Raw genomic sequence first — 19,350 nt, forward strand, 5'->3', positions numbered from 1 at the left:
CAGAACGGTTTCTATTCCAGATAGAATACATGCTCCATGCTGGCCCACCATTCGTTTTCTGAACGGCTGTCCAGAGGGCGCTGCATGGGACCGCAGACCTTCCACCAGTCCTGCGTTGTCGGGTCCTTGGCGACCTCGGCCATGTCGGCCTCAAAATCTGATCCGGTATATTCCCAATAGCTGAACATCAGGTTTTCCGGCTCACGCAGAAAGATCGAATAGTTCGAAATATTGGACTGCTTCAGTCGTTTCAGGACAGTGGGCCACACGTCTGCATGCAGCCGTTTGTACTCTTGGATGTCGTCGGCGTTGATGCCGATCACCATGCCCATGCGTTGCACCATGAAGTCCTCCGGGAGACTGTGTGTCAGAGTTGATAGAATTGCCGGGCGTTTGAACCCATGATCCGTTGTTGGTCGTCCTCGCTGAAATCTTTGATCAGGCGGCGCACCGTTTCGATCCAGGATTTGTAATCGCTGGCGAGGTTAACCACCGGCCAATCACTGCCAAAAATTGTTTTCCGTGGTCCGAAACTGTCCAGCACGTGTTCCGCAAATGGTGTGATGTCAGCGCGTGTCCAGCCCGGACCAACTTCGGTGACCATGCCTGACAATTTACACCATACGGTGTCGCATTGCGCGAGAGCCGCAAACCCAGCCATCCAATCTGTGTCGGGCACTTGTCCTTTGCCCATTGCCGGTTTGGCCACGTGGTCAATGACGATTTGTAAGTCCGGGTGACGTTCCGCGAGCTGCAAGATCGCGGGCAGGTGGCGGGGCTGAATCAAGGCGTCAAACCGAAGGCCGGTTTCCGCCATATGGGCCAGGGCAGGGGTCAGCGCCGGATCAAGGATCCACTGGGTATCTGCGATGTTCTGCAGCATGGGACGCAGTCCCTTAAGCAAAGGGTTTGCGCGAAGCCGCTCTATTGTTGTCACGGCATCAGGGTCCGCCAGATCGACCCAGCCCACGACGCCAGCAACAAAGGGCGTTTGCTGGGCGAGATTCAGTAGGAATTCGGTCTCTGCCACCGTATCCGTTGCCTGCACCACAACGGTCTGATCTACGCCTGCCTCGGCCAACAGCGGCGCAAGATCACCTGGCCCAAAATCGCGAAAGATTGGGGCGACCGTGTCGTTGGGCCACGGGTAGTCGCCGCGACGGAGTGACCAGAAATGTTGATGAGCGTCGATGATCATGGCTGGGGTTCAATGAAGCCTGCGCTGGCAAGATCTGCCCAAAGGGCCTCGGGGATCGCGCGGTTGAACTGGTCGACATTGCGCAGCCACGAGGCGGCTTTTGACGTGCCAATCAGGGTCGAGGCTACCAGAGGATGGCGGTCTGGATACTGCAGGGCTGCCGCCGCAAGCGGCACATCGTGGCTGTCGCAGATCGCCTTGATCGCGCTTGTCCGCTCTAGGATTTCGGGCGAGGCCGGGGCGTAATTGAAATGCGCCCCATCAACAGGTCCGGTCGCCAGAATGCCGGAATTAAAGACGCCGCCGATCACCAGGCGGATGTCATGGGCAGCAAGCTTGTTAAGCAGCCCCTCCCGTGCAGACCCGTCCAGTAGCGTATAGCGCCCGGCCAAAAGGATCAGGTCGATGTGCATTTGCCCGATCAGATCATTGCAGGTTTCAACGCGATTGACGCCCAGTCCAACGGCAGCAACGGTGCCGTCGGCTTTCAACTGTTCAAGCGCTTTCTGGCCACTGTCCAGCAAAGCCGCACGGTGTTCAGGTGTGTCGGTGCCCGCCGCCGGTTCGCCGATGTCGTGCACATAGAGGATATCAATTCGGTTTAGGCCCAGCCGCTGAAAGCTGTCCTCGACAGAACGCATGATCCCGTCATAGCTGAAGTCAAATTCTTGTTTGAACGGCCAACTGCTGTGAAAGCCGTTGATGACGGCAGGCGGGTTAGGGTCCGGTGTCAGGACGCGCCCCACTTTGGTGGACAGAACCCACCCCTCACGATCCCGCAGGAAATTCCCCAGCAGCCCCTCGGCAGCCCCGTTGCCATAGTGTGGGGCAGTGTCAAAGTAACGGGTGCCGCTGTCCCACGCGGCGGTCAAAACCGCCTCTGCTTCGCCGGGGGCGAGCGGTTTGTAAAGCCCGCCTAAGCCTGATGTGCCAAATGAAAGACGGTGCGCGGCGTTCAGCATCGTTTGGATTCCTTAGACATGGCAGCTTGGTTCCGGCGGCGTTGGGGTTTTGTAGGTTAGAACAAATTCGACATGGCCGAGGTCCTCGGATGCGGTGCGCGCACCGCTGGCGAGACCGATCAGCTTGTCGTGAATTTCGCGACCGACATCTTGGAGCGTTGCGCCCCCTGTCAAAATGCGCCCTGCGTTGACGTCCATATCGTCTGACATGCGGTCATAGGTTTCGGGGTTCGCACAGACTTTCAGAACCGGCGAAATGGCAGAGCCAACAACCGAGCCGCGACCCGTTACAAAGATCACCGCATGCGCGCCGCAGGAAATCAATTCGATGATCTCGGCGTTGTCGTTGATGTTTGGGTAGCCATATTTCGGTGCGCCGTCAGGCACGACATCTAGCAAGTAAAGCCCGCCGGTTTTTGCCCTTTCGGCAGGGCGAAGCAGACCGTTGATCTGGCTTTGCCCGGATTTTGCATAGGCCCCAAGGGATTTCTCTTCGATGGTCGATAGGCCGCCTGTCGCATTGCCATTGGAGAAGGAGCCATAGCCCATGGCCGCGTAATACGTCGCGGCTTTGTCGACGGTGGCGATGATTTGTGGGCGTAAATCGTCTGTCGCCGCGCGGGCTGCCATCACGTGCTCGCAGCCTATCAATTCTCCGGTTTCCTCAAAGATACAGGTCGCGCCCTCGGCGACCAGCATGTCAAAGGCGACACCAGCAGCCGGGTTACCGGTGAGGCCGCTTGTGGCATCCGAGCCGCCGCAGATGGTGCCGATCACCAGTTCTGAGACAGCCATCGGTACTTTCGGTGCGTCGGCGAGTTGGGCTTTTGTTTCAGCAACCCAAGTACGACCTTGATCCACGGCTGCACGGGTGCCGCCGGTGTCTTGGATAGTGGTCACATTGACGGGACGACCTGAGGCGCGAATGGCCAATGCAAGTTGCTGTTTCTTAAAGTTCTCGCACCCCAAAGATACCAGTTGAACGGCCCCCACGTTTGGGTGGGTACACAGTGCCTCCATCATGTCCTGGCCGTAGTCAGATGGGAAACAGCCCGAAAACCCGATCACTTGCACATCGGCCTCATCAAAGGGGCGAGCGATTTGTTTACACACGTGATGCGCGCATTCGACCAGATAGGCGACAAGCACCACGTTTCGAATTCCCTTGCGGCCGTCGTTGCGCGGCCATGCCATCATTTCGGACATTGGTTACTCCATGATCTCGACGGTTGTGTAGCGGCTAGTCAGATTGTGCACGTGGACATGGGTGCCAAGCGGGATATCGGTGCCAGCGAAGCCGATGGGAAAGCTGTACTTCAGGATATCCTCGCCCTTCGCGATATTGCGCAAGGCAAGTTTGTGCCCAAGGCCAAGTGTATCGGGCAGGGTGACGTTTTCGCCCGCGACCTGAATGGTTTCACCTGCTTTTACGGTTGATGTCAGGATGCCGACATTGTCGTTTTCCGACAGCACCAATAGGCGTGGGTCATGTGTCATGCTGTGCTTTCGTCTTCTGTGGCCTCGGCGGCGCTGTCCCATTGAACAGATTGCAGCAAAGTGTCGCGCGCGGCGTTCAAGTGGGCTTGGAAATGTGTGGTGGCTTGATCCGGTTGATTGGCCTTTAGCGCGTGGATCACCGCCAAATGCTGCTTGGCGGCGGCCAGGTTGCGTTCGTGTTCGTCCTGTTTGTTCCAGCGGTAGTGGTAGTGAAAGATCACCGAAACCAGTTCAAAGAAATCCTTGATAAACCGGTTGTTCAGATCGCCGATCAGGATGCTGTGAAAGGCTTCATCCAGCCGCGGGAAATTCAGGTATTCGTCATCAATATGCGCGACGATATTGTCGTGGGCGTCTTCCAGATTGATCAGTTTTTGATAGGCGGGAGCCTCTGGGTCGCCCGCCAGCAGCCTTTGAAAGGCGCGTTGTTCAAACATTTCCCGCACGTCGAACAGTTCGATGGCGAAGTTCTTTGTAAAGCCGCGCAACACCCAATGCCGGTTGGGTTCTTTTTCGATCAGTCCAAAGCGAGAAAACTTGATCAGAAATTCACGCAGGACCGAGGTGCTGGCCCCAAACTCTTTCACGAGGTCACTTTCGTGCAGGATGGTGCCCGGTTTCAAATCGCCGCCGAGGATGTATTCCATGAACTTGGTTTCGACCTGTTCATGCGTCGACAGCGTCTCTTCTTTGGCGAAGTAATCTTTGGAGCGCGGTTTGCGCAGCACTGTTTTGCTGCGGCCTGACCATGCGATGACGCCAATCTCATCCAGATGCGACAGCACGGCGCGCACGGTGGTGCGGCTGATCCCAAGCTGGCGCGTCAATTCGACTTCGGACGGCAGGGCGGCCTCTGTGCCGAGGGTCGCCACATAATCCAAACTGCGGTTCAACGAGTCTTTGTATGTCGAATTGTCGCGTGACATGTGTGGTCCTCAAGCTGCTCCTATTTTTTGAATTTCTTACATAACGCCGAAGGTTGCAAAGGCCTCTTGCGTTGACATCCCGGCTTTGATGGCGCGGGCGACTTCGCTTTCTGTCGAGGCTTTCTCAAGCGCGTCTTGGATGGCTTGCGCTTCGACCTCTTTTGGGATCACCAAGACGCCTTCGTCATCGGCAAAAATCAGATCGCCGGAGTGGATCGTGACGCCGCCGATGGAAATTGGAACTCGGTAGTCCAAAACCTTGCCGCGCACGCCTTGATCCTGCGCATAAGACCCGCGCGAGAAGGTTGCGAAGCCCAGCCGCCGGATTTCATCTGTGTCGCGGATGTAGCCGTCGAGAATGGCCCCTGCCGCCTTCAGGTGCTGCGCACGCGTCGACATCAGCCCGCCCCAAAGCGCATAGGTCAGCGATGCACCGGTTGCGACGTAAATCTCGTTCTCTTTCAAGTCATCCAAAGCCGCGAACATTAAGCCAAAGGGTTGGTCAGAAAGCGGGCCATTGCCGTCGCCTTCTAAGTAATCCGCTTCAAGAACAGTCATTGCGCGCCCGACCAGCTTTATACCGGGCACCAGGGGTTTGATAGGTTGGGGCAGAAACTGATTGCGGTATCCGAGCGCATCCAGAACATCGCCGACAACGGCGGTGAACAGTTGTGTTTTGATCAACTCAAACAGTTCCGCGTCGGTCATGTCGCGCTCCTAAAACCCGGTCGCCCCGCCACCATCCACAAGCAGAACTTGGCCGGTGACGTATTTGGCAGCAGGTGACGCAAGAAAGGCGCAGGCCCAACCGATGTCTTCTGGCGTACCCAGCTTGCCCATTGGTATGCGGCCCATGATCTTGGCTTTGCGTTCTGGGTCGCCTTTCGTCGCGGTGCGGAAGACATCCGTGTCAATCCAACCCGGCGCAACGCCATTCACGCGAATGCCATGTTCTGCAAATTCGGCAGAAAGGGCGCGGATCACGCCATTGATTGCGGTTTTAGAGATTGTGTAGCCCGAAACATTCGGCTGCCCGATGTAGGCTGTCATCGAAGAGATAAACTGCACACTGCCTTGGCGACCTTCGCTCAGCATCCGTGCGACGATGGCGCGGCTGAGTTCCAGTGCGCCCCGTACATGCACGTCAAAAACGCCGTCAAATTCCTGTAACGTTGACTCTACAAAGGGTTTTTTCAGCGTATTTCCGGCATTATTGATCAGGATATCAAACGTGCCGAATTTTTCATGTAGCGCCGACGCCGCGCTTGGGATCGCGGCGATGTCGGTCAGGTCCAGCGCCATAAATTCGGCTCCATGGCCGATCTCGGCACAAGCTGCCTCAAGCACCTCCTGTCGCCGTCCCGCAATCACGACGCGCGCTCCGCTTTGGGCAAGAGCGGTCGCAATCGCCTTACCAAGGCCCGTGCCTCCGCCGGTGACCAAAGCGGTCTTGCCACTTAGTCCGTATTGGTTGTTAAGAACTGTGGGATCAGCCATCTTGGTTTGCCTTCATGTCGATCAATACTTTGAATGTTTCTTGGCGGTTGGCCTGCCAATAGGGGAAGGCTTTGTCTGCCTCTGCCCAAGGGAACACGCGCGAAATCAAGCGGTCCTCTAGGTCTGGATTTGCTTCTAGACAGGTAATCACAGCCTCGAAATCGGAGCGCGTTGCGTTGCGCGACCCGAGGATGTCCAGCTCTTTCAGATTAAACAGAGAGGTGTTGTAGGCAACTTCTGACTTGGCGTAGCCCACGTAAACCACGCGCCCGCCAAAACATGCCAGATCAATAGCACTGCGGAAGGTTTCTGGCATGCCGACCGCCTCAATCACCACGTCACAGCCATGGCCTTCGGTCATTGCGTCAATGACGGCACCAAGGTCTTCCGTATGTGGGTTGATGACGCGTGCGACGCCAAGTGCCTGCAGGGCATCGCGTTTTGTCTCGCTTACCTCTGACACAATGACGGTTGCGCCTTGCGCCAGCGCCCCAAGGATCGCGCCAACGCCGATCATGCCCGCGCCAAGAACAAGCACCGTGTCCTTTTGGGAAACGCGCCCGCGTGCCACGGCGTGAAAGCCGACCGAAAGCGGCTCGACCAGCGCCAGCGCGCGGTCAGACAGGGTATCGTTCAGGATCAGCCGCTCATGTGGAACCGCGATTTGGGCTGACATCCCACCCTCGCGCTGTACGCCCAGCGTTTCGTTGTGGCGGCAGGCGTTTGCGCGGCCAGACCGGCAGGCAGAGCATGTGCCGCACGTGGTGTAGGGGATGACGATGGCCGCGCGCCCATTCTGAAATTCGGGTGGCACGCTGGACCCGGTACCAATAATGCGACCCCCAATTTCATGTCCGGGAATGCGGGGCAGGGTGGTCAGGGGGTTCAACCCATTGAATGTATTCAGATCACTTCCGCAAAGCCCGACGTAGGAAATATCCAACAGAACGTCCTGAGGTCGAACCTCTGGCTCTGCAACCGTCTTGAACGCGGTTTCTCCGACGGATGTGATAACGAGAGCTTGCATGAAATGAATTATTCCGTTTGTGAGTAGATCGGTCGCGAGGCACGCATTGCACGCGCCCCGCGACTTCAGGGAGACTTATTTGAAGTCCGCGACGTTGTCTGATGTGATCAGAATGCCATCAATCGGAGTGAAGGCTGGCACAGACTCGCCTTTGATCAAGCCGACCAGATTGGTCACCGCTTCGGCCCCCATACGGGTGTTGTCCTGCTTGATTGTTGCAGATTGTTCACCTGCTTCGATCGACACAAGGTTGGCCGGGTTGCCGTCAAAACCGACGATCACCAGATCATCCAGCTTGCCGAGTTCGGTCGCAGCAGAGACGGCCGCCAATGCACCCGGGTCCCAAGCAGAGAAAATCGCGGTGATGTCAGAGTTGGACTGCAGGAAGTTCACTGTGGTTTCATAGGCGCAGGCGTCTTGCCAATCACAGATTTGGAAGATCACCTCATGGCCTGCAGCCTCGGCTGCGGTTTTCACACCATCGCGGCGCGCGTTGCCTGTTTGGTGACCGGCCGAGCCACCAAGGATCAGGACGGTACCGCCTTCGATCTGATCCACGATGTAGTCGCCCGCAATGCCAGCCGCCGCAAGGTTGTCAGTCTGTACAAGGCTTGCGACATGTTCGTGATCAATGCCGGTGTCCACAGCAACGACTGGAATGCCCTTGCGTTTGGCATTGTCCAAAGACGCGTCAAAGGCGCGGTTGTCGACAGAGCCAATGATGATGCCATCGACGCCCATATTGATTGCCCGATCCACGGCGTCTTTTTGGGCCGCTGCGTCTGGTGAGGACGCGGTGAGGTCGATCAATTCGATCCCCATTTCGTCTGCCTTGGCGGCGGCCGCTTTGGCAACGCCGATCCAGAATGTGTTGTCCGTCGAATATCCGGTATAGGCGATCCGCAGGTCTTCGGCGAGGGCCGCGCCTGCCATGACAGTGGTGACAGCAAGTGTGGCAACCATGCCTTTTAGATGTTTCAGTTTCATGTTTCTTCCTCCAAGTTGATATATTGTGCCCTTAAAAGTGGGTGGTCTTAGCAGCGGGGTCTCCTCCTCCCCCGCCTCGAGTTGGTGTTCTCGTCAACGGGCCGGGCGCTTCCAGACGTCCCAATAGACTGCGAGAATGATGATGATGCCGATGGCGATGCGCTGCACCGAGGTGCCAACGCCCAGATAGGACAGGCCGACAATGATGGTCTGCATGATCAGCATGCCGATCAACGTTTTGCCGACGCCGCCGCGACCGCCAAACAGGCTGGTGCCACCGATGACGACCGCTGCAATGGCGAAAAGTTCGTAGCTTTGGCCGCGGGCGGGCATGGCGAAATTCAGTTTAGAGACCTCAAGGATCGCCGCGGTGGCCGCCAGCGCGCCGCCGATCATGTAGTAATAGATCCGGCTTTTTCGCACATTGACGCCTGAAAGCCGCGCGACTTCTTCATTGCCCCCAATGGCGTAGGCATGATTGCCCAACTGGGTTTTGGCAAGGAACAGCCCGGTGACAAGCGCCACCGCAAACATGATCCCCATGGGGACCATATAGCCAGAGCCAAGCATCTGAAAACTATCAGGAAAGCGTGACAGATCGCGGCCGCTTGCAAGGATTTCGGCGATGCCTTTATAGGCCGTCAGCCCGCCGAGGGTGACGATAAAGGCGGGGACTTTCGTCAGGACTTGAATGGTCCCATTCAGCGCGCCCATACCTGCGCCGGCCAGAAGGCCGATAACGACAGCGAGCGGTACAGGAAGTTGGTATTCTGCCAACATAATGCCAACCACGACGCCCACCACGGCAAAGATCGACCCGACCGACAGGTCCAGCCCGCCAGAGATCAGCACTACCGTTGTGCCGCAGGCTAATATCGCAAGAATTGAAGCCTGCCCAAAGATCGAAAGAAGTGTGTCCAAGCTGCGGAATGGCTCGGATAGAACAAAGAACACCAAGTAGATCAGTACCAGTGCGGCCAGCACCTGCCAGATTTGCTGGAACTGGTGGCGCAAAACGTCAAAGCCGGAACTTGTTGCAGTTGGCGTAGAGATTTGTGTCGATGAATTATCGCCTGTGTGGGTCATCTTACGCGGCCCTTCCCTCGGTCGCGCCGGTGATCAACCCCACCAGCGTGTCTCCGTCCACATCTTTGACATCGCGCACAGCGGCCAGTCGCCCCAGCCGCAACACCATCACGCGGTCGCAATAGTTCATCACATGCTGCATATTGTGGGTGATCATGATGACCGACAGACCGTGGTCTTTCAGAGAGCGCACAAGGTCCATCGCCATCTTGCTCTCACGCACGCCAAGCGCCGCCGTCGGCTCATCCAAAATCGCAATCCGCTTGCCGAACATGACGGTTTTTGCCAGTGCGACGGCCTGCCTTTGCCCACCGGAAAAGGCCTCTGCCTCGCGATAGATGTCCGCAATACGAATATCGAGCTTCTGAAACAGCGCGCGGATTTCAGAGTCCATCTTGGCAAAATCCAATGCGCCGAACAGGCGGCCGAACACGTCATTTCGGCGAATTTCACGCCCCAGAAACATGTTCTTTGTGATCGACAGCTCGTTGACCAGCGCAAGGTCCTGATAGACCGTTTCGATCCCGGCGCGTTTGGCGTCGCTGGGAGAGTTGATCACGACCTCTTCGCCGTCCATCTCGACCCGGCCCGCGGTTTTGGAAATCGCACCGGTCAGAGCCTTGATCAACGTGGATTTTCCTGCGCCATTGTCGCCGACAACAGCCAAAACTTCACCCTGACGCAATTCCAGATCAACGGCGTCAAGAGCGACAACGCCTCCATAGTGTTTGCTGAGCCCACGCGCACTTAGAATGGTTTGAGTGCCATTCATTCTTATTCTCCCCCAGTGATTGCGCCGACTCATGGCCTGGCCGCAAACGGTATATATTGTATAAAAAACATTTTCGGGCGAAGTCAAATGTTTTTTATGGAATAAGTACACAAGATCTTTGCCAAGTTCGTGGGGCATTGGCGGTTCCGCATTCAGGGTATCTGACCCAGGTGCGGGCTGTTGCTGACCCTTCGTTGTTGACCACGTGGCGACACCTTCGCAGCGCAAACTATAGCGGAAAATCATACCTACTTCTGACCAGCATCTGAGTTTCAGAGGCGGTCGAAGGGGGCAATCAAAGTGTGGCGCACTTGGCATACCCTCAAGCTTTGTGGCATTTGGCCGCTTGAGTTGCAAAGCGGTTTATGCAAAAAATTGCGACAGGTGAATTTTCAGGGAGCCAGACGATCTTGAAGCGAGTCAATCAGGCCGAAGTCGCGCGGGTTTCTGGCGTTTCTATATCAACGGTGTCACGTGTTCTTTCGCAAGCACCGGGCATTTCGGACCCAGTTCGCAATAAGGTTTTGTCGGCCGCGCGGGATCTTGGCTATGTATTTCGCCGAGGCACAGATCCTCTGGAAGCAAAGATTGATCGCGCTGTTTTATTTGTTGGGCAGGCACAAGCGGTGACCGACGTAAGCGCGGTTTACAGTCAAGTCATAGATGGCATTCGTTTTGCGGCCGAGGCTTCGGGGCTTTCTGTTCAATTTGCGCTGCTGGAAGGGGGCGGTCGACTGCCAAAGACGGCGCTACGCGAACGCACAGGGCTGCTTTTTCTAGGGATTGATCCCCCGCATGAAATCCTAAGCGACCTAAGGCAGCGCGAAATTCCGGTTGTTCTTGTGAATGGTCTCGATGCTGACCTCATTGCCGACTCCGTTTCGCCGGCAAACTACTTCGGCGGGCGCCTTGCGGCCAAGCATTTGCTCGAAATGGGGCACACGGATCTGACGATTTTGCAGAACACCGGTCGTTGGACGCTGAGGCGACGCATCGAGGGTTTTCTTTCGGGGATCAAAGAGTTTGCTGGCGAAAAAGACGTGACCCTTCGCGAGTTCCATATTGACAGCCTTAGTGGGCAAGCCGTTTTTGAGGCCGAAGAAATGTGGCTTCCAAAGGGACGCTGTCCTTCGACGGCAGTGTTTTGCGGCAATGATCTGGTTGCTGTGGCCGCGATTCAGGCGCTTACAAGCCACGGCATTCGTGTGCCGGAAGATGTTTCCGTTTTGGGGTACGACGATTTGCCCGTTGCGCAGATGTCCGAGCCTGGCCTGACCACCATCCGTGTTGATTGGACTGCAATCGGTAAAGAAGCGATCCGACTGGTGCTTGCGCGCAGCAGTGCAAATGATGCACCAGTTGCGCAGGTTCAAATCGGCGGTCACCTCGTGAGACGCCAGAGCGTGGCGATGCCATCCCGTTAAGGCCAAAACTTCTCTGTCATTTCAAATAAATCTTCAGGTCGTCAAAGACCCTTTGTGGCAGAGGCTTTCAGCAAATCGCGCGAATTTTCTGTGTGATGGAAACGCATGTCTTGGTGGGAAGTTACGAAAAACTATATGCAAAAAATTGCACAATATGTGAAATATCTAAAATATTTGCATAGAATGAAAAACAATGCATACTGCATCCGTGGCGCGATTCTTGGCGCAAAAGGAAGCAGGCAAGATGTTAAAAACTCTCGTTCAGGTAAATAGTTCAGTTTTTGGTGTCCATTTTCCTGGCAATTCCTTTGCAAATTTACAGAAATCCGCAAATCTTTTGCATGCCGCGCCGGTATCAACGCTGACCGATCCAGTATGTGCTTCGGTACTATCGGAAGTAGAAGTTCTCGTGACGGGCTGGGGGTCTGAAAGGCTTACCGATGAGTTGCTTTCGCAGATGCCTAAGCTACGGCTAGTGGCGCATCTTGCCGGTACGGTTAAGAACCTGTTGACCCAAGAGCAAATGGCGCGGGGATTTGTTGTCACGCAAGCTGCGGAAGCGAACGCGCTACCTGTTGCTGAATTCACCCTTGGTGCGATCCTCTGGCATAATAAGTCCGTTCTCACATGGGAAAAACTCTATCGTGAGAAGCGCAGTGCAATGTCCGTTCGGCGCGAGGCGCTTTATGCGGGTGTTGGCAACCGTGACAAGGTTGTTGGTGTCATCGGCGCGTCACGCGTTGGCCGCCAGGTATTGCGGTTGCTTCGACAGCACCGTTTGACCGTGTTGTTGCAAGATCCGTTCCTGACGACGGCCGAGGCGAAGGCGCTCGGCGCTGATCTTGTGTCACAGGATGAGTTGCTATCGCGCAGCGATGTTGTGTCGCTCCATCAACCCCTACTGGCAACGACTCGAAAGTCTTTCTCCGAAGCGCAGTTCGCCCAAATGCGAGAAGGGGCGCTTCTGATAAACACGGCCAGAGGCGCAATTATCGACCATGATGCGTTCTTGCCTCATCTTCAGTCTGGCCGCCTCAACGCCATTCTCGACGTGACCGACCCAGAGCCGCTTCCGGACGAGTCTCCTTATTGGGATTTGCCAAATGTGATGCTCACACCACATATCGCTGGGTCATTAGGGCATGAAGTTCTTGATATGACCGAAATGGTGCTGGAGGAGATCGCACGCTTTTCTCGCGGAGAGCAACTAAGGTATGCCATTTCGCCGGATGAGTGGGATCGGGTGGCATGATCGCAGAGGCCCCCATACCTGGACTATGCTCGGTGACCTTTCGGAACCAGAGCGCTGAAGCCATTTTGGACATTGCGGCTGGAAATGGAGTCAAAGCAATCGAGTGGGGTGCCGATGTGCACCTCCCGCCCGGGGCTTTGGGGCGTGCGCAAGAGATTTCAGACCGATCCGCGCAACTTGGAATTCAGGAACGCTCATATGGTAGTTACTTCCGTGCAGGCGTGTCAGACGCAGAGGCAGAGATTGCGCCCCTAATCGAAACCGCTGCGGCGCTTGGTGCATCCCATCTACGGGTTTGGGCAGGTGATACGTCTGGCGCGACCGCCAGTGACAAACTTTGGGGTGATGCTGCACGAGATCTCATCGCGGTTGCGGATGCTGCCGCAGGTCACGGAATTGCTGTCAGCGTCGAATATCACCGTGGCACGCTGACTGAAACCGCTTCTGACACCATCAAGCTTTTGACGATGGCGGATCATTCAAACCTTTATTCACTTTGGCAGCCGGTTCCGGACCGTGCACCGGCCGACTGGTTGACCGAGCTCTCGCTTTTGGAGCCATGGCTTAGCCATTTGCATGTTTTTCATTGGCAACCCGATACGCCGCGCGACCAACGGCGGCCATTGCGCGAAGGCGAGGCCGATTGGCAAACGCTGTTCGCGCATTGGGAGCAATCCCCGCGTTGGGACGGTGCCAAAATCGCATTTCTAGAGTTTGTCGCAGATGACAGGGAGGAGAACTTTGTCGACGACATGAAGGTGCTGAACAGCCTGTGTTCGGCGCGAACTTAAGAGGACTGAAAACTGGGTAATCACCCCAAACCAACCAGGGAGGTTAAGATGAGACTAATTGAACGAGGCATGCTAACCGGCATGCTTGGGATATTGGCGAGTTCTGTATGGGCCGCTGACTATTCTGAAGCCCCAGAACTTGCAGAACAGGTGGCGGCAGGAACGCTTCCACCCGTCGAAGAACGCCTACCGGAGAACCCGCTTGTATTAGAACCCATCGAAGGTATCGGTGAGTATGGTGGCGTTTGGCGCTCGGCCCTTAAGGGAACTTTTGACAACGGCTGGATTCGTAGGACAGTCGCATACCAACCGCTTGTCGCTTTCGATCTGAAGTGGCAGAAAGTCATTCCAAACATCGCAGAGAGCTTTGAAGCCAATGCGGATGCAACAGAATTCACGTTTAAGACTCGCAAAGGGCATAAGTGGTCCGACGGTGCGCCTTTCACGTCCGCGGACCTGGTTTTTGCGATCGAGACTCTTAGCCACGAGGACTATGCAGCGCACCGTCCGGGGTTCATCGATTGGGGGACAATCAAGGCTGAAGCGATTGATGACGTGACAGTGAAAATCACGCTGGCTGAGCCAAACGGTACGCTCATGCAAAGACTGGCCGCTGTGGACGGACCGTTCATTGTGAATGCACCGAAACACTTCTGCTCGCAGTTTGTGCCAGATCACAACGAGAACGCCGCTGAAGTCGCAAAAGAACGCGGTTATGATAGCTGGTCTCAGGCCTTTGAGCAGATCTGCTACTTCAACTTCACCACAGCAGAGCGTCCAACGCTGAATGCTTGGCGCCAGGTGACGAACTATGACGGGATCAATCAAGTTATTGATTTTGAAAGAAACCCGTATTTCTTCAAAGTTGACCCTGCAGGCAATCAGCTGCCCTACATCGACGACATTCAGTATGTGCAGACGGAAAACACCGAAGATATCCTGTTGAAAGTTATCAACGGTGAGATCGACTTCTCCAACCGCCACTTTGCAACTGTGACAAACAAACCAGTTGTATTTGACGGCCAGGAAAAGGGTGGGTACCGCCTCACAAAAACAATCGATGCGCGGATGAACTCTGCTGTCATCCAGCTTAACCTGAACCACGAAGATCCAGCAAAGCGGGAACTTTATCAGAACAAAGATTTCCGCGTCGCGCTAAGCCACGCTATCGACCGGCAAGAGATCATCGAAGTAATGTTTGCGGGCCAAGGTACACCGCATCAGGCCGCGCCGCGTCCTGAGTCGGCCTTCTACAACGAAGAGTTGGCAACGCAATACACGGAGTTTGATCCCGATCTCGCGAACGAGCTTTTGGACGGTTTGGGCCTGACAGAGCGCAACGATGAGGGTATTCGTCTTGATAGCCAGGGCAATCCGATCACCATCTCATTGTTGACGGCTTCCGATTTCATCGAGTTCAACGATATTTCACAGCTTTTGGTGGAATACTGGGCCGATATCGGGATTGCGCTTGATCAGCGAAATGTGGAACGCAGCTTTGCCTATGAGCACTTCCGCTCTAACCAGCATGACATGCACATGTGGTGGGGTGATGGCGGTCTTGGCGATGCGATCCTTGATCCGCGCTACTACCTGCCGTTCAACGGAGAATCTGCTTTTGCCTATAAATGGGCTCAGTGGTTCATGAATCCAGACGGCGCTGGCGCAGAAATGCCAAGCGAAGCCGCGAAAGCGCAAATGGACCTTTACAGGCAGCTTGAAACAAGCGGTTCTAGCGAAGAGCAGGCCCGGCTGTTTGGAGAAATCCTTGATATCGCGCAGGATGAATTCTGGGCAATCGGAATTTCTCTGCCGCCAGAAGGTTATGTCGTCGCCAATAAACGGCTTGGGAATGTTCCTGAAGTGCAACCGTTTGCCTGGCAATATCCACAGCCCGGTCCAATGGGTACGTCGCAACTCTATTATAAGAACTAAAGCGACGGATATTGACATCTCACCCGCGCGTGCCTCCTGCGCGCGGGTGAAACTACTAGAAAGGAACACCACGTGATCGCATATTTGGCCCGAAGGCTGATTGCCATGATCCTGACGCTGCTGATCTTGTCGATGGTTGTGTTCGTTGTCATTCAACTCCCGCCCGGAGATTTTGTGACATCCTATATCGCACGCCTTTCCAGTATGGGTGAGGTGCCAGATGAAAACGTTGTCGAGGCCATTCGTGCGCAATACAAACTCGATGACCCCTTATTTGTTCAGTACTGGGCATGGCTGGAAGGTATGTTTACCGGCAATTTCGGATTTTCGTTCGAAATGAAGCGCCCAGTCGCAGAGATATTTTCACAGCGGATTGGCATTTCGCTGACCGTCGAAATTCTTGCGATTGTCGTGATGTGGGGCATTGCGATCCCGATTGGCATCTACTCTGCGGTCTATCAATATTCGGTTGGTGACTACGTGGCGACAATCGTCGGATTTCTCGGAATTGCTGTGCCGAATTTTCTATTTGCTCTTATCCTCATGTATGTCTGCTATGTCTGGTTTGGCGTCACGATAACGGGTCTGAATTCGCCTGATTTTGCCAACGAACGTTGGAGCCTCGCTAAACTTCTAGACTTTGCCTCTCATGTTTGGGCGCCGGTGCTTGTCATCGCAACGGGTGGGGCGGCGACCCTGATCCGGGTGCTGCGCGCCAATCTTCTTGATGAACTCAAGAAACCCTATGTGCTAACCGCCCGCGCCAAAGGCCTAAAGCGACACAAGGTTATCATGCGCTATCCGGTTCGGGTCGCGATGAATCCGCTGATCTCGGTTGTGGGGTGGGTATTGCCGACGGTGATCTCGTCCAGCTTTGTTACGGCCATTGTGCTTAACATGCCGACGCTTTCACCAATTCTACTACGAGCCCTGCTTAGCCAGGATATGTATTTGGCCGGTGCGCTAATCCTTTTCATGGGCTTCTTGACGATGATTGGAACACTTCTTTCCGACATCCTACTCGCTTGGATCGATCCGCGGATCCGGATGGGCATGATTGGTGCAAGGTGAGGGACACTATGACTATGACAACCGAAAACCTTAGCGCAGCTGAAGCTGATAAAGACATCGTGGCGACAACCGAGGACGCGCAGCTTGATGCGGTGAAACCCGGATTGCAATACGGTGGTACAGAGAGCCAGTGGCAGCTTATCCGCGCACGGTTTCGTCGTCATCGGTTGGCGCGCGTTTCGCTGTGGATCATGGCCGTTTTTGCCATCGTCGCCATCTTTGCTGAATTCCTCGCTCCGAAGGATCCGCACGACGTTCAGGCGCGCTACACTTATGCCCCGCCTCAAGCGCTTCATTTCATTGATCGCGACGCGGATGGCTGGCGGATCAAGCCCTATGTATATGATTACAAAGTAGAAGTCGAAGCAGAGTCCCTGCGACGCGTATTCCGTATCGACGAAACCAAAAAAATATATGTGCGCTTCTTTGCGGAGGGGTTTGAATACAAACTCTTTGGTCTCATCCCTATGAATCGCCATCTGATCGGCCCTGAGAAAAAGCGAAAACCCCTGTTCCTGATCGGCTCTGATCGGCTGGGACGCGATATGTTAAGCCGCCTAATCTATGGCACGCGGATATCGCTTTCAGTGGGGCTTATCGGTGTTTCCATGTCACTGTTTCTGGGGGTCTTGATCGGCGGTCTGGCAGGTTTTTACGGCGGACTTTTTGACGCCGCGACACAAAGGGTGATCGAGTTTTTGCGGTCCCTTCCAACGATCCCACTTTGGATGGGGCTTTCAGCGGCGATGCCCAGAGATTGGTCGCCTCTCCAGATATATTTTGCGATCACCCTTATCCTTTCGCTTTTAGGCTGGACCGAACTAGCCAGGGTGGTCCGAGGCAGGTTCCTGGCCCTGAAAAGCGAGGATTACGTCTCTGCGGCGCTTTACGATGGAGCAAGCCACGTGCGTGTGGTCCTCCGCCATATGGTGCCCGCATTTACCAGTCACATCATCACCGCCGCAAGCCTGGCAATTCCGGGCATGATTTTGGCCGAAACCGCGCTGTCGTTTCTCGGTCTCGGGTTGCAAGCGCCGGTTATTTCTTGGGGCGTGTTGCTGCAAGAGGCCCAGAACATTCGTGTCTTGGCGACAGCACCTTGGCTGCTTGCGCCTGGGCTGGCAATCATCGTCGCAGTGCTTGCGATGAACTTTATCGGAGACGGTCTGCGCGACGCTGCCGATCCCTATACACATTGAGGGCACCATGACCCAACCAAACGATGACGTCATCTTGCGCGTCGACCGGCTCAACGTCGATTTTACCTTTGGCAAGATGAACCTAAAAGCAGCGCGCGATGTCAGCTTTGACTTGCGTCTTGGGAGAACCACTTGCCTTGTCGGGGAAAGTGGTTCCGGCAAATCGGTGACCGCGCGTGCAATCATGAACATCGTCGAACCAGCGGTCATTTCCAGTGGCGCCGTCACGTTATTTGATCTGAAGGAAGGGGAGGTGCTTGAACTCGCCAGCCTTGATCCCGACGGTGCCGAAATCAGAGCAGTACGTGGTGCGCGTATCGCAATGATTTTTCAGGAGCCGATGTCGTCCCTCTCGCCGGTTCACACGATTGGGGCACAGATCATCGAAGCCATTATGCTGCATCAGGATGTGGACAAACACGAGGCACGCAAACGCGCGATTGAGGCGCTTCGCGACGTTCATATTCATGATCCGGAGAGGGCGGTGGATCGCTATCCGTTTGAATATTCCGGCGGCATGCGCCAGCGGGCCATGATCGCCATGGCGCTGGCATGCGAACCGGATGTTTTGATCGCCGACGAACCAACAACCGCATTAGATGTCACGACTCAGGCTGGCATATTGAAGCTTATCCGTGAACTGCAGGTCAGCCATGGTATGGCGGTGATGTTCATTACCCATGACATGGGCGTCGTTGCAGAGATCGCAGATGATGTTGTTGTGATGCTTCGCGGCGACGTTGTTGAACATGGCGCGGTTGAGCAGATTTTCCACGAACCCAAACATTCCTACTCACGGGCCCTGATCGGAGCGTCGCTTGGGCTTAATAATGCAGAGGCTCGGCCCGCCCCTCCGACCGAGGGAACCCCGCTGATCTCGGCGCGTGATCTAAGTTTGTTTTTCCCCGGTCAGCGCAAGTTGTTGGGAAAACCAGATCCGGGTGTTCAAACCCTCAAAGATGTCTCGTTCGATCTGTGGCCCGGAGAAATACTTGGTGTTGTCGGAGAAAGTGGATCAGGCAAGACAACGCTGGGCCGGGTGCTCATGGGAAAATACCAACCCGAAGCCGGGGAGGCGCTCTATCGAACTGGTTCCGGCGATGTGCGAGATCTGGCTGACAGGAACAGCTTCAGAGACAAGCAGGTCTACCGTGAAATCAGAATGATTTTCCAAGACCCATATTCTTCGCTCAATCCGCGCATGACGGTTGAACAGATCATTGCCGAGCCTCTGTGGGTAAACAACATCGCAAAAGGGGCGGCGATGCGAGACCGGGTCGCTGAATTGCTCGAGATTGTCGGCCTCAGCCCCGCTATGATGGAACGGTATCCACATGCGTTTTCAGGTGGCCAGCGCCAAAGGATTGGCATCGCTCGGGCGATTGCGCTTGAACCGCGGATCATTATTGCTGACGAGGCAACCTCGGCCCTTGATGGTTCGATCCGCGCGCAGGTTCTCGATCTTCTGCTGAAGTTGCGTGATGAACTGGGCATGGCGATCCTTTTCATTGCCCACGACATCGGCGTTGTGCGGTACTTCTGTGACCGGGTCGTGGTCATGCATAAGGGGCAGATCGTCGAGACCGGCACTGCGCACCAAATCTGCGATGCCCCGCGTGAAGACTATACAAAGGCGTTGCTTTCTGCAGTGCCAAGCCCCGATCCACGCAACCGCAAGATCATGCCTCCCCTTTCCGTCGCTGAATAGCGTTTTCCAATTAAGAGC

Annotated in this window: 19 protein-coding genes; 7 read left to right on the forward strand and 12 right to left on the reverse strand. The window is 55.3% G+C overall.

Annotated features, from left to right (window positions below):
• Positions 1–11: 11 nt before the first annotated feature.
• The 12 genes from BUA39_RS09235 to BUA39_RS09290 form a co-directional block, all read right to left on the reverse strand.
• The gene (locus BUA39_RS09235) at positions 12–344 is read right to left on the reverse strand and encodes an L-rhamnose mutarotase (RefSeq protein WP_242648570.1); all 333 of its coding nucleotides are present in this window, start codon (positions 342–344) and stop codon (positions 12–14) included.
• 23 nt (positions 345–367) lie between these two features.
• Positions 368–1,198, reverse strand: a complete 831-nt coding sequence (locus BUA39_RS09240) for an amidohydrolase family protein (protein ID WP_072792925.1) — start codon at positions 1,196–1,198, stop codon at positions 368–370.
• On the reverse strand, positions 1,195–2,160 hold the full coding sequence (locus tag BUA39_RS09245) for an aldo/keto reductase (RefSeq protein WP_072792926.1): 966 nt from the start codon (positions 2,158–2,160) through the stop codon (positions 1,195–1,197). Before BUA39_RS09245 ends, BUA39_RS09240 begins: the two co-directional genes overlap by 4 nt.
• Positions 2,161–2,172: 12 nt before the next feature.
• A complete protein-coding gene (locus BUA39_RS09250) occupies positions 2,173–3,366 on the reverse strand; it encodes a UxaA family hydrolase (RefSeq protein WP_072792927.1) in 1,194 nt (397 codons plus the stop codon).
• Between the two features lie 3 nt (positions 3,367–3,369).
• Positions 3,370–3,657 carry a UxaA family hydrolase gene (locus BUA39_RS09255; RefSeq protein ID WP_072792928.1) on the reverse strand — a complete coding sequence of 96 codons (288 nt, stop codon included), beginning with the start codon at positions 3,655–3,657 and terminating at the stop codon, positions 3,370–3,372.
• Positions 3,654–4,583 (reverse strand): GntR family transcriptional regulator, encoded by a 930-nt coding sequence (locus BUA39_RS09260; RefSeq protein WP_072792929.1) that lies wholly within the window; start codon positions 4,581–4,583, stop codon positions 3,654–3,656. Before BUA39_RS09260 ends, BUA39_RS09255 begins: the two co-directional genes overlap by 4 nt.
• A gap of 36 nt (positions 4,584–4,619) precedes the next feature.
• Positions 4,620–5,291 (reverse strand): RraA family protein, encoded by a 672-nt coding sequence (locus BUA39_RS09265; protein ID WP_072792930.1) that lies wholly within the window; start codon positions 5,289–5,291, stop codon positions 4,620–4,622.
• A gap of 9 nt (positions 5,292–5,300) precedes the next feature.
• On the reverse strand, positions 5,301–6,080 hold the full coding sequence (locus tag BUA39_RS09270; protein WP_072792931.1) for an SDR family NAD(P)-dependent oxidoreductase: 780 nt from the start codon (positions 6,078–6,080) through the stop codon (positions 5,301–5,303).
• Positions 6,073–7,107 carry a zinc-binding alcohol dehydrogenase family protein gene (locus BUA39_RS09275; protein ID WP_072792932.1) on the reverse strand — a complete coding sequence of 345 codons (1,035 nt, stop codon included), beginning with the start codon at positions 7,105–7,107 and terminating at the stop codon, positions 6,073–6,075. Before BUA39_RS09275 ends, BUA39_RS09270 begins: the two co-directional genes overlap by 8 nt.
• Positions 7,108–7,182: 75 nt before the next feature.
• Positions 7,183–8,094: a sugar ABC transporter substrate-binding protein gene (locus BUA39_RS09280; RefSeq protein ID WP_072792933.1), complete on the reverse strand. Its 912-nt coding sequence runs from the start codon at positions 8,092–8,094 to the stop codon at positions 7,183–7,185.
• Between the two features lie 93 nt (positions 8,095–8,187).
• Positions 8,188–9,180: an ABC transporter permease gene (locus tag BUA39_RS09285; protein WP_084604868.1), complete on the reverse strand. Its 993-nt coding sequence runs from the start codon at positions 9,178–9,180 to the stop codon at positions 8,188–8,190.
• Position 9,181: 1 nt separating this feature from the next.
• Positions 9,182–9,952 (reverse strand): ATP-binding cassette domain-containing protein, encoded by a 771-nt coding sequence (locus BUA39_RS09290; RefSeq protein WP_072792934.1) that lies wholly within the window; start codon positions 9,950–9,952, stop codon positions 9,182–9,184.
• 410 nt (positions 9,953–10,362) lie between these two features.
• Between BUA39_RS09290 and BUA39_RS09295 the strand changes: the two genes are divergently transcribed.
• The 7 genes from BUA39_RS09295 to BUA39_RS09325 all read left to right on the forward strand — a co-directional run bounded on the left by BUA39_RS09295 (position 10,363) and on the right by BUA39_RS09325 (position 19,332).
• Positions 10,363–11,376, forward strand: coding sequence for a LacI family DNA-binding transcriptional regulator (locus BUA39_RS09295; RefSeq protein WP_165610511.1), 1,014 nt, complete (start codon positions 10,363–10,365; stop codon positions 11,374–11,376).
• Between the two features lie 220 nt (positions 11,377–11,596).
• Complete coding sequence (locus BUA39_RS09300; RefSeq protein WP_207546212.1) at positions 11,597–12,628, forward strand: hydroxyacid dehydrogenase; 1,032 nt, start codon at positions 11,597–11,599, stop codon at positions 12,626–12,628.
• A 32-nt stretch (positions 12,629–12,660) separates the two neighbouring features.
• Positions 12,661–13,419: a sugar phosphate isomerase/epimerase family protein gene (locus BUA39_RS09305; RefSeq protein WP_072792937.1), complete on the forward strand. Its 759-nt coding sequence runs from the start codon at positions 12,661–12,663 to the stop codon at positions 13,417–13,419.
• A 48-nt stretch (positions 13,420–13,467) separates the two neighbouring features.
• Complete coding sequence (locus BUA39_RS09310; RefSeq protein WP_072792938.1) at positions 13,468–15,354, forward strand: ABC transporter substrate-binding protein; 1,887 nt, start codon at positions 13,468–13,470, stop codon at positions 15,352–15,354.
• Between the two features lie 72 nt (positions 15,355–15,426).
• Positions 15,427–16,425: an ABC transporter permease gene (locus BUA39_RS09315; protein ID WP_110721835.1), complete on the forward strand. Its 999-nt coding sequence runs from the start codon at positions 15,427–15,429 to the stop codon at positions 16,423–16,425.
• A gap of 8 nt (positions 16,426–16,433) precedes the next feature.
• On the forward strand, positions 16,434–17,624 hold the full coding sequence (locus BUA39_RS09320) for an ABC transporter permease (protein WP_242648571.1): 1,191 nt from the start codon (positions 16,434–16,436) through the stop codon (positions 17,622–17,624).
• Positions 17,625–17,631: 7 nt separating this feature from the next.
• Positions 17,632–19,332 carry an ABC transporter ATP-binding protein gene (locus tag BUA39_RS09325; protein ID WP_072792939.1) on the forward strand — a complete coding sequence of 567 codons (1,701 nt, stop codon included), beginning with the start codon at positions 17,632–17,634 and terminating at the stop codon, positions 19,330–19,332.
• Positions 19,333–19,350: the final 18 nt, after the last annotated feature.

It is taken from the genome of Cognatishimia maritima (assembly GCF_900129685.1).
GTDB classification, from domain to species: domain Bacteria; phylum Pseudomonadota; class Alphaproteobacteria; order Rhodobacterales; family Rhodobacteraceae; genus Cognatishimia; species Cognatishimia maritima.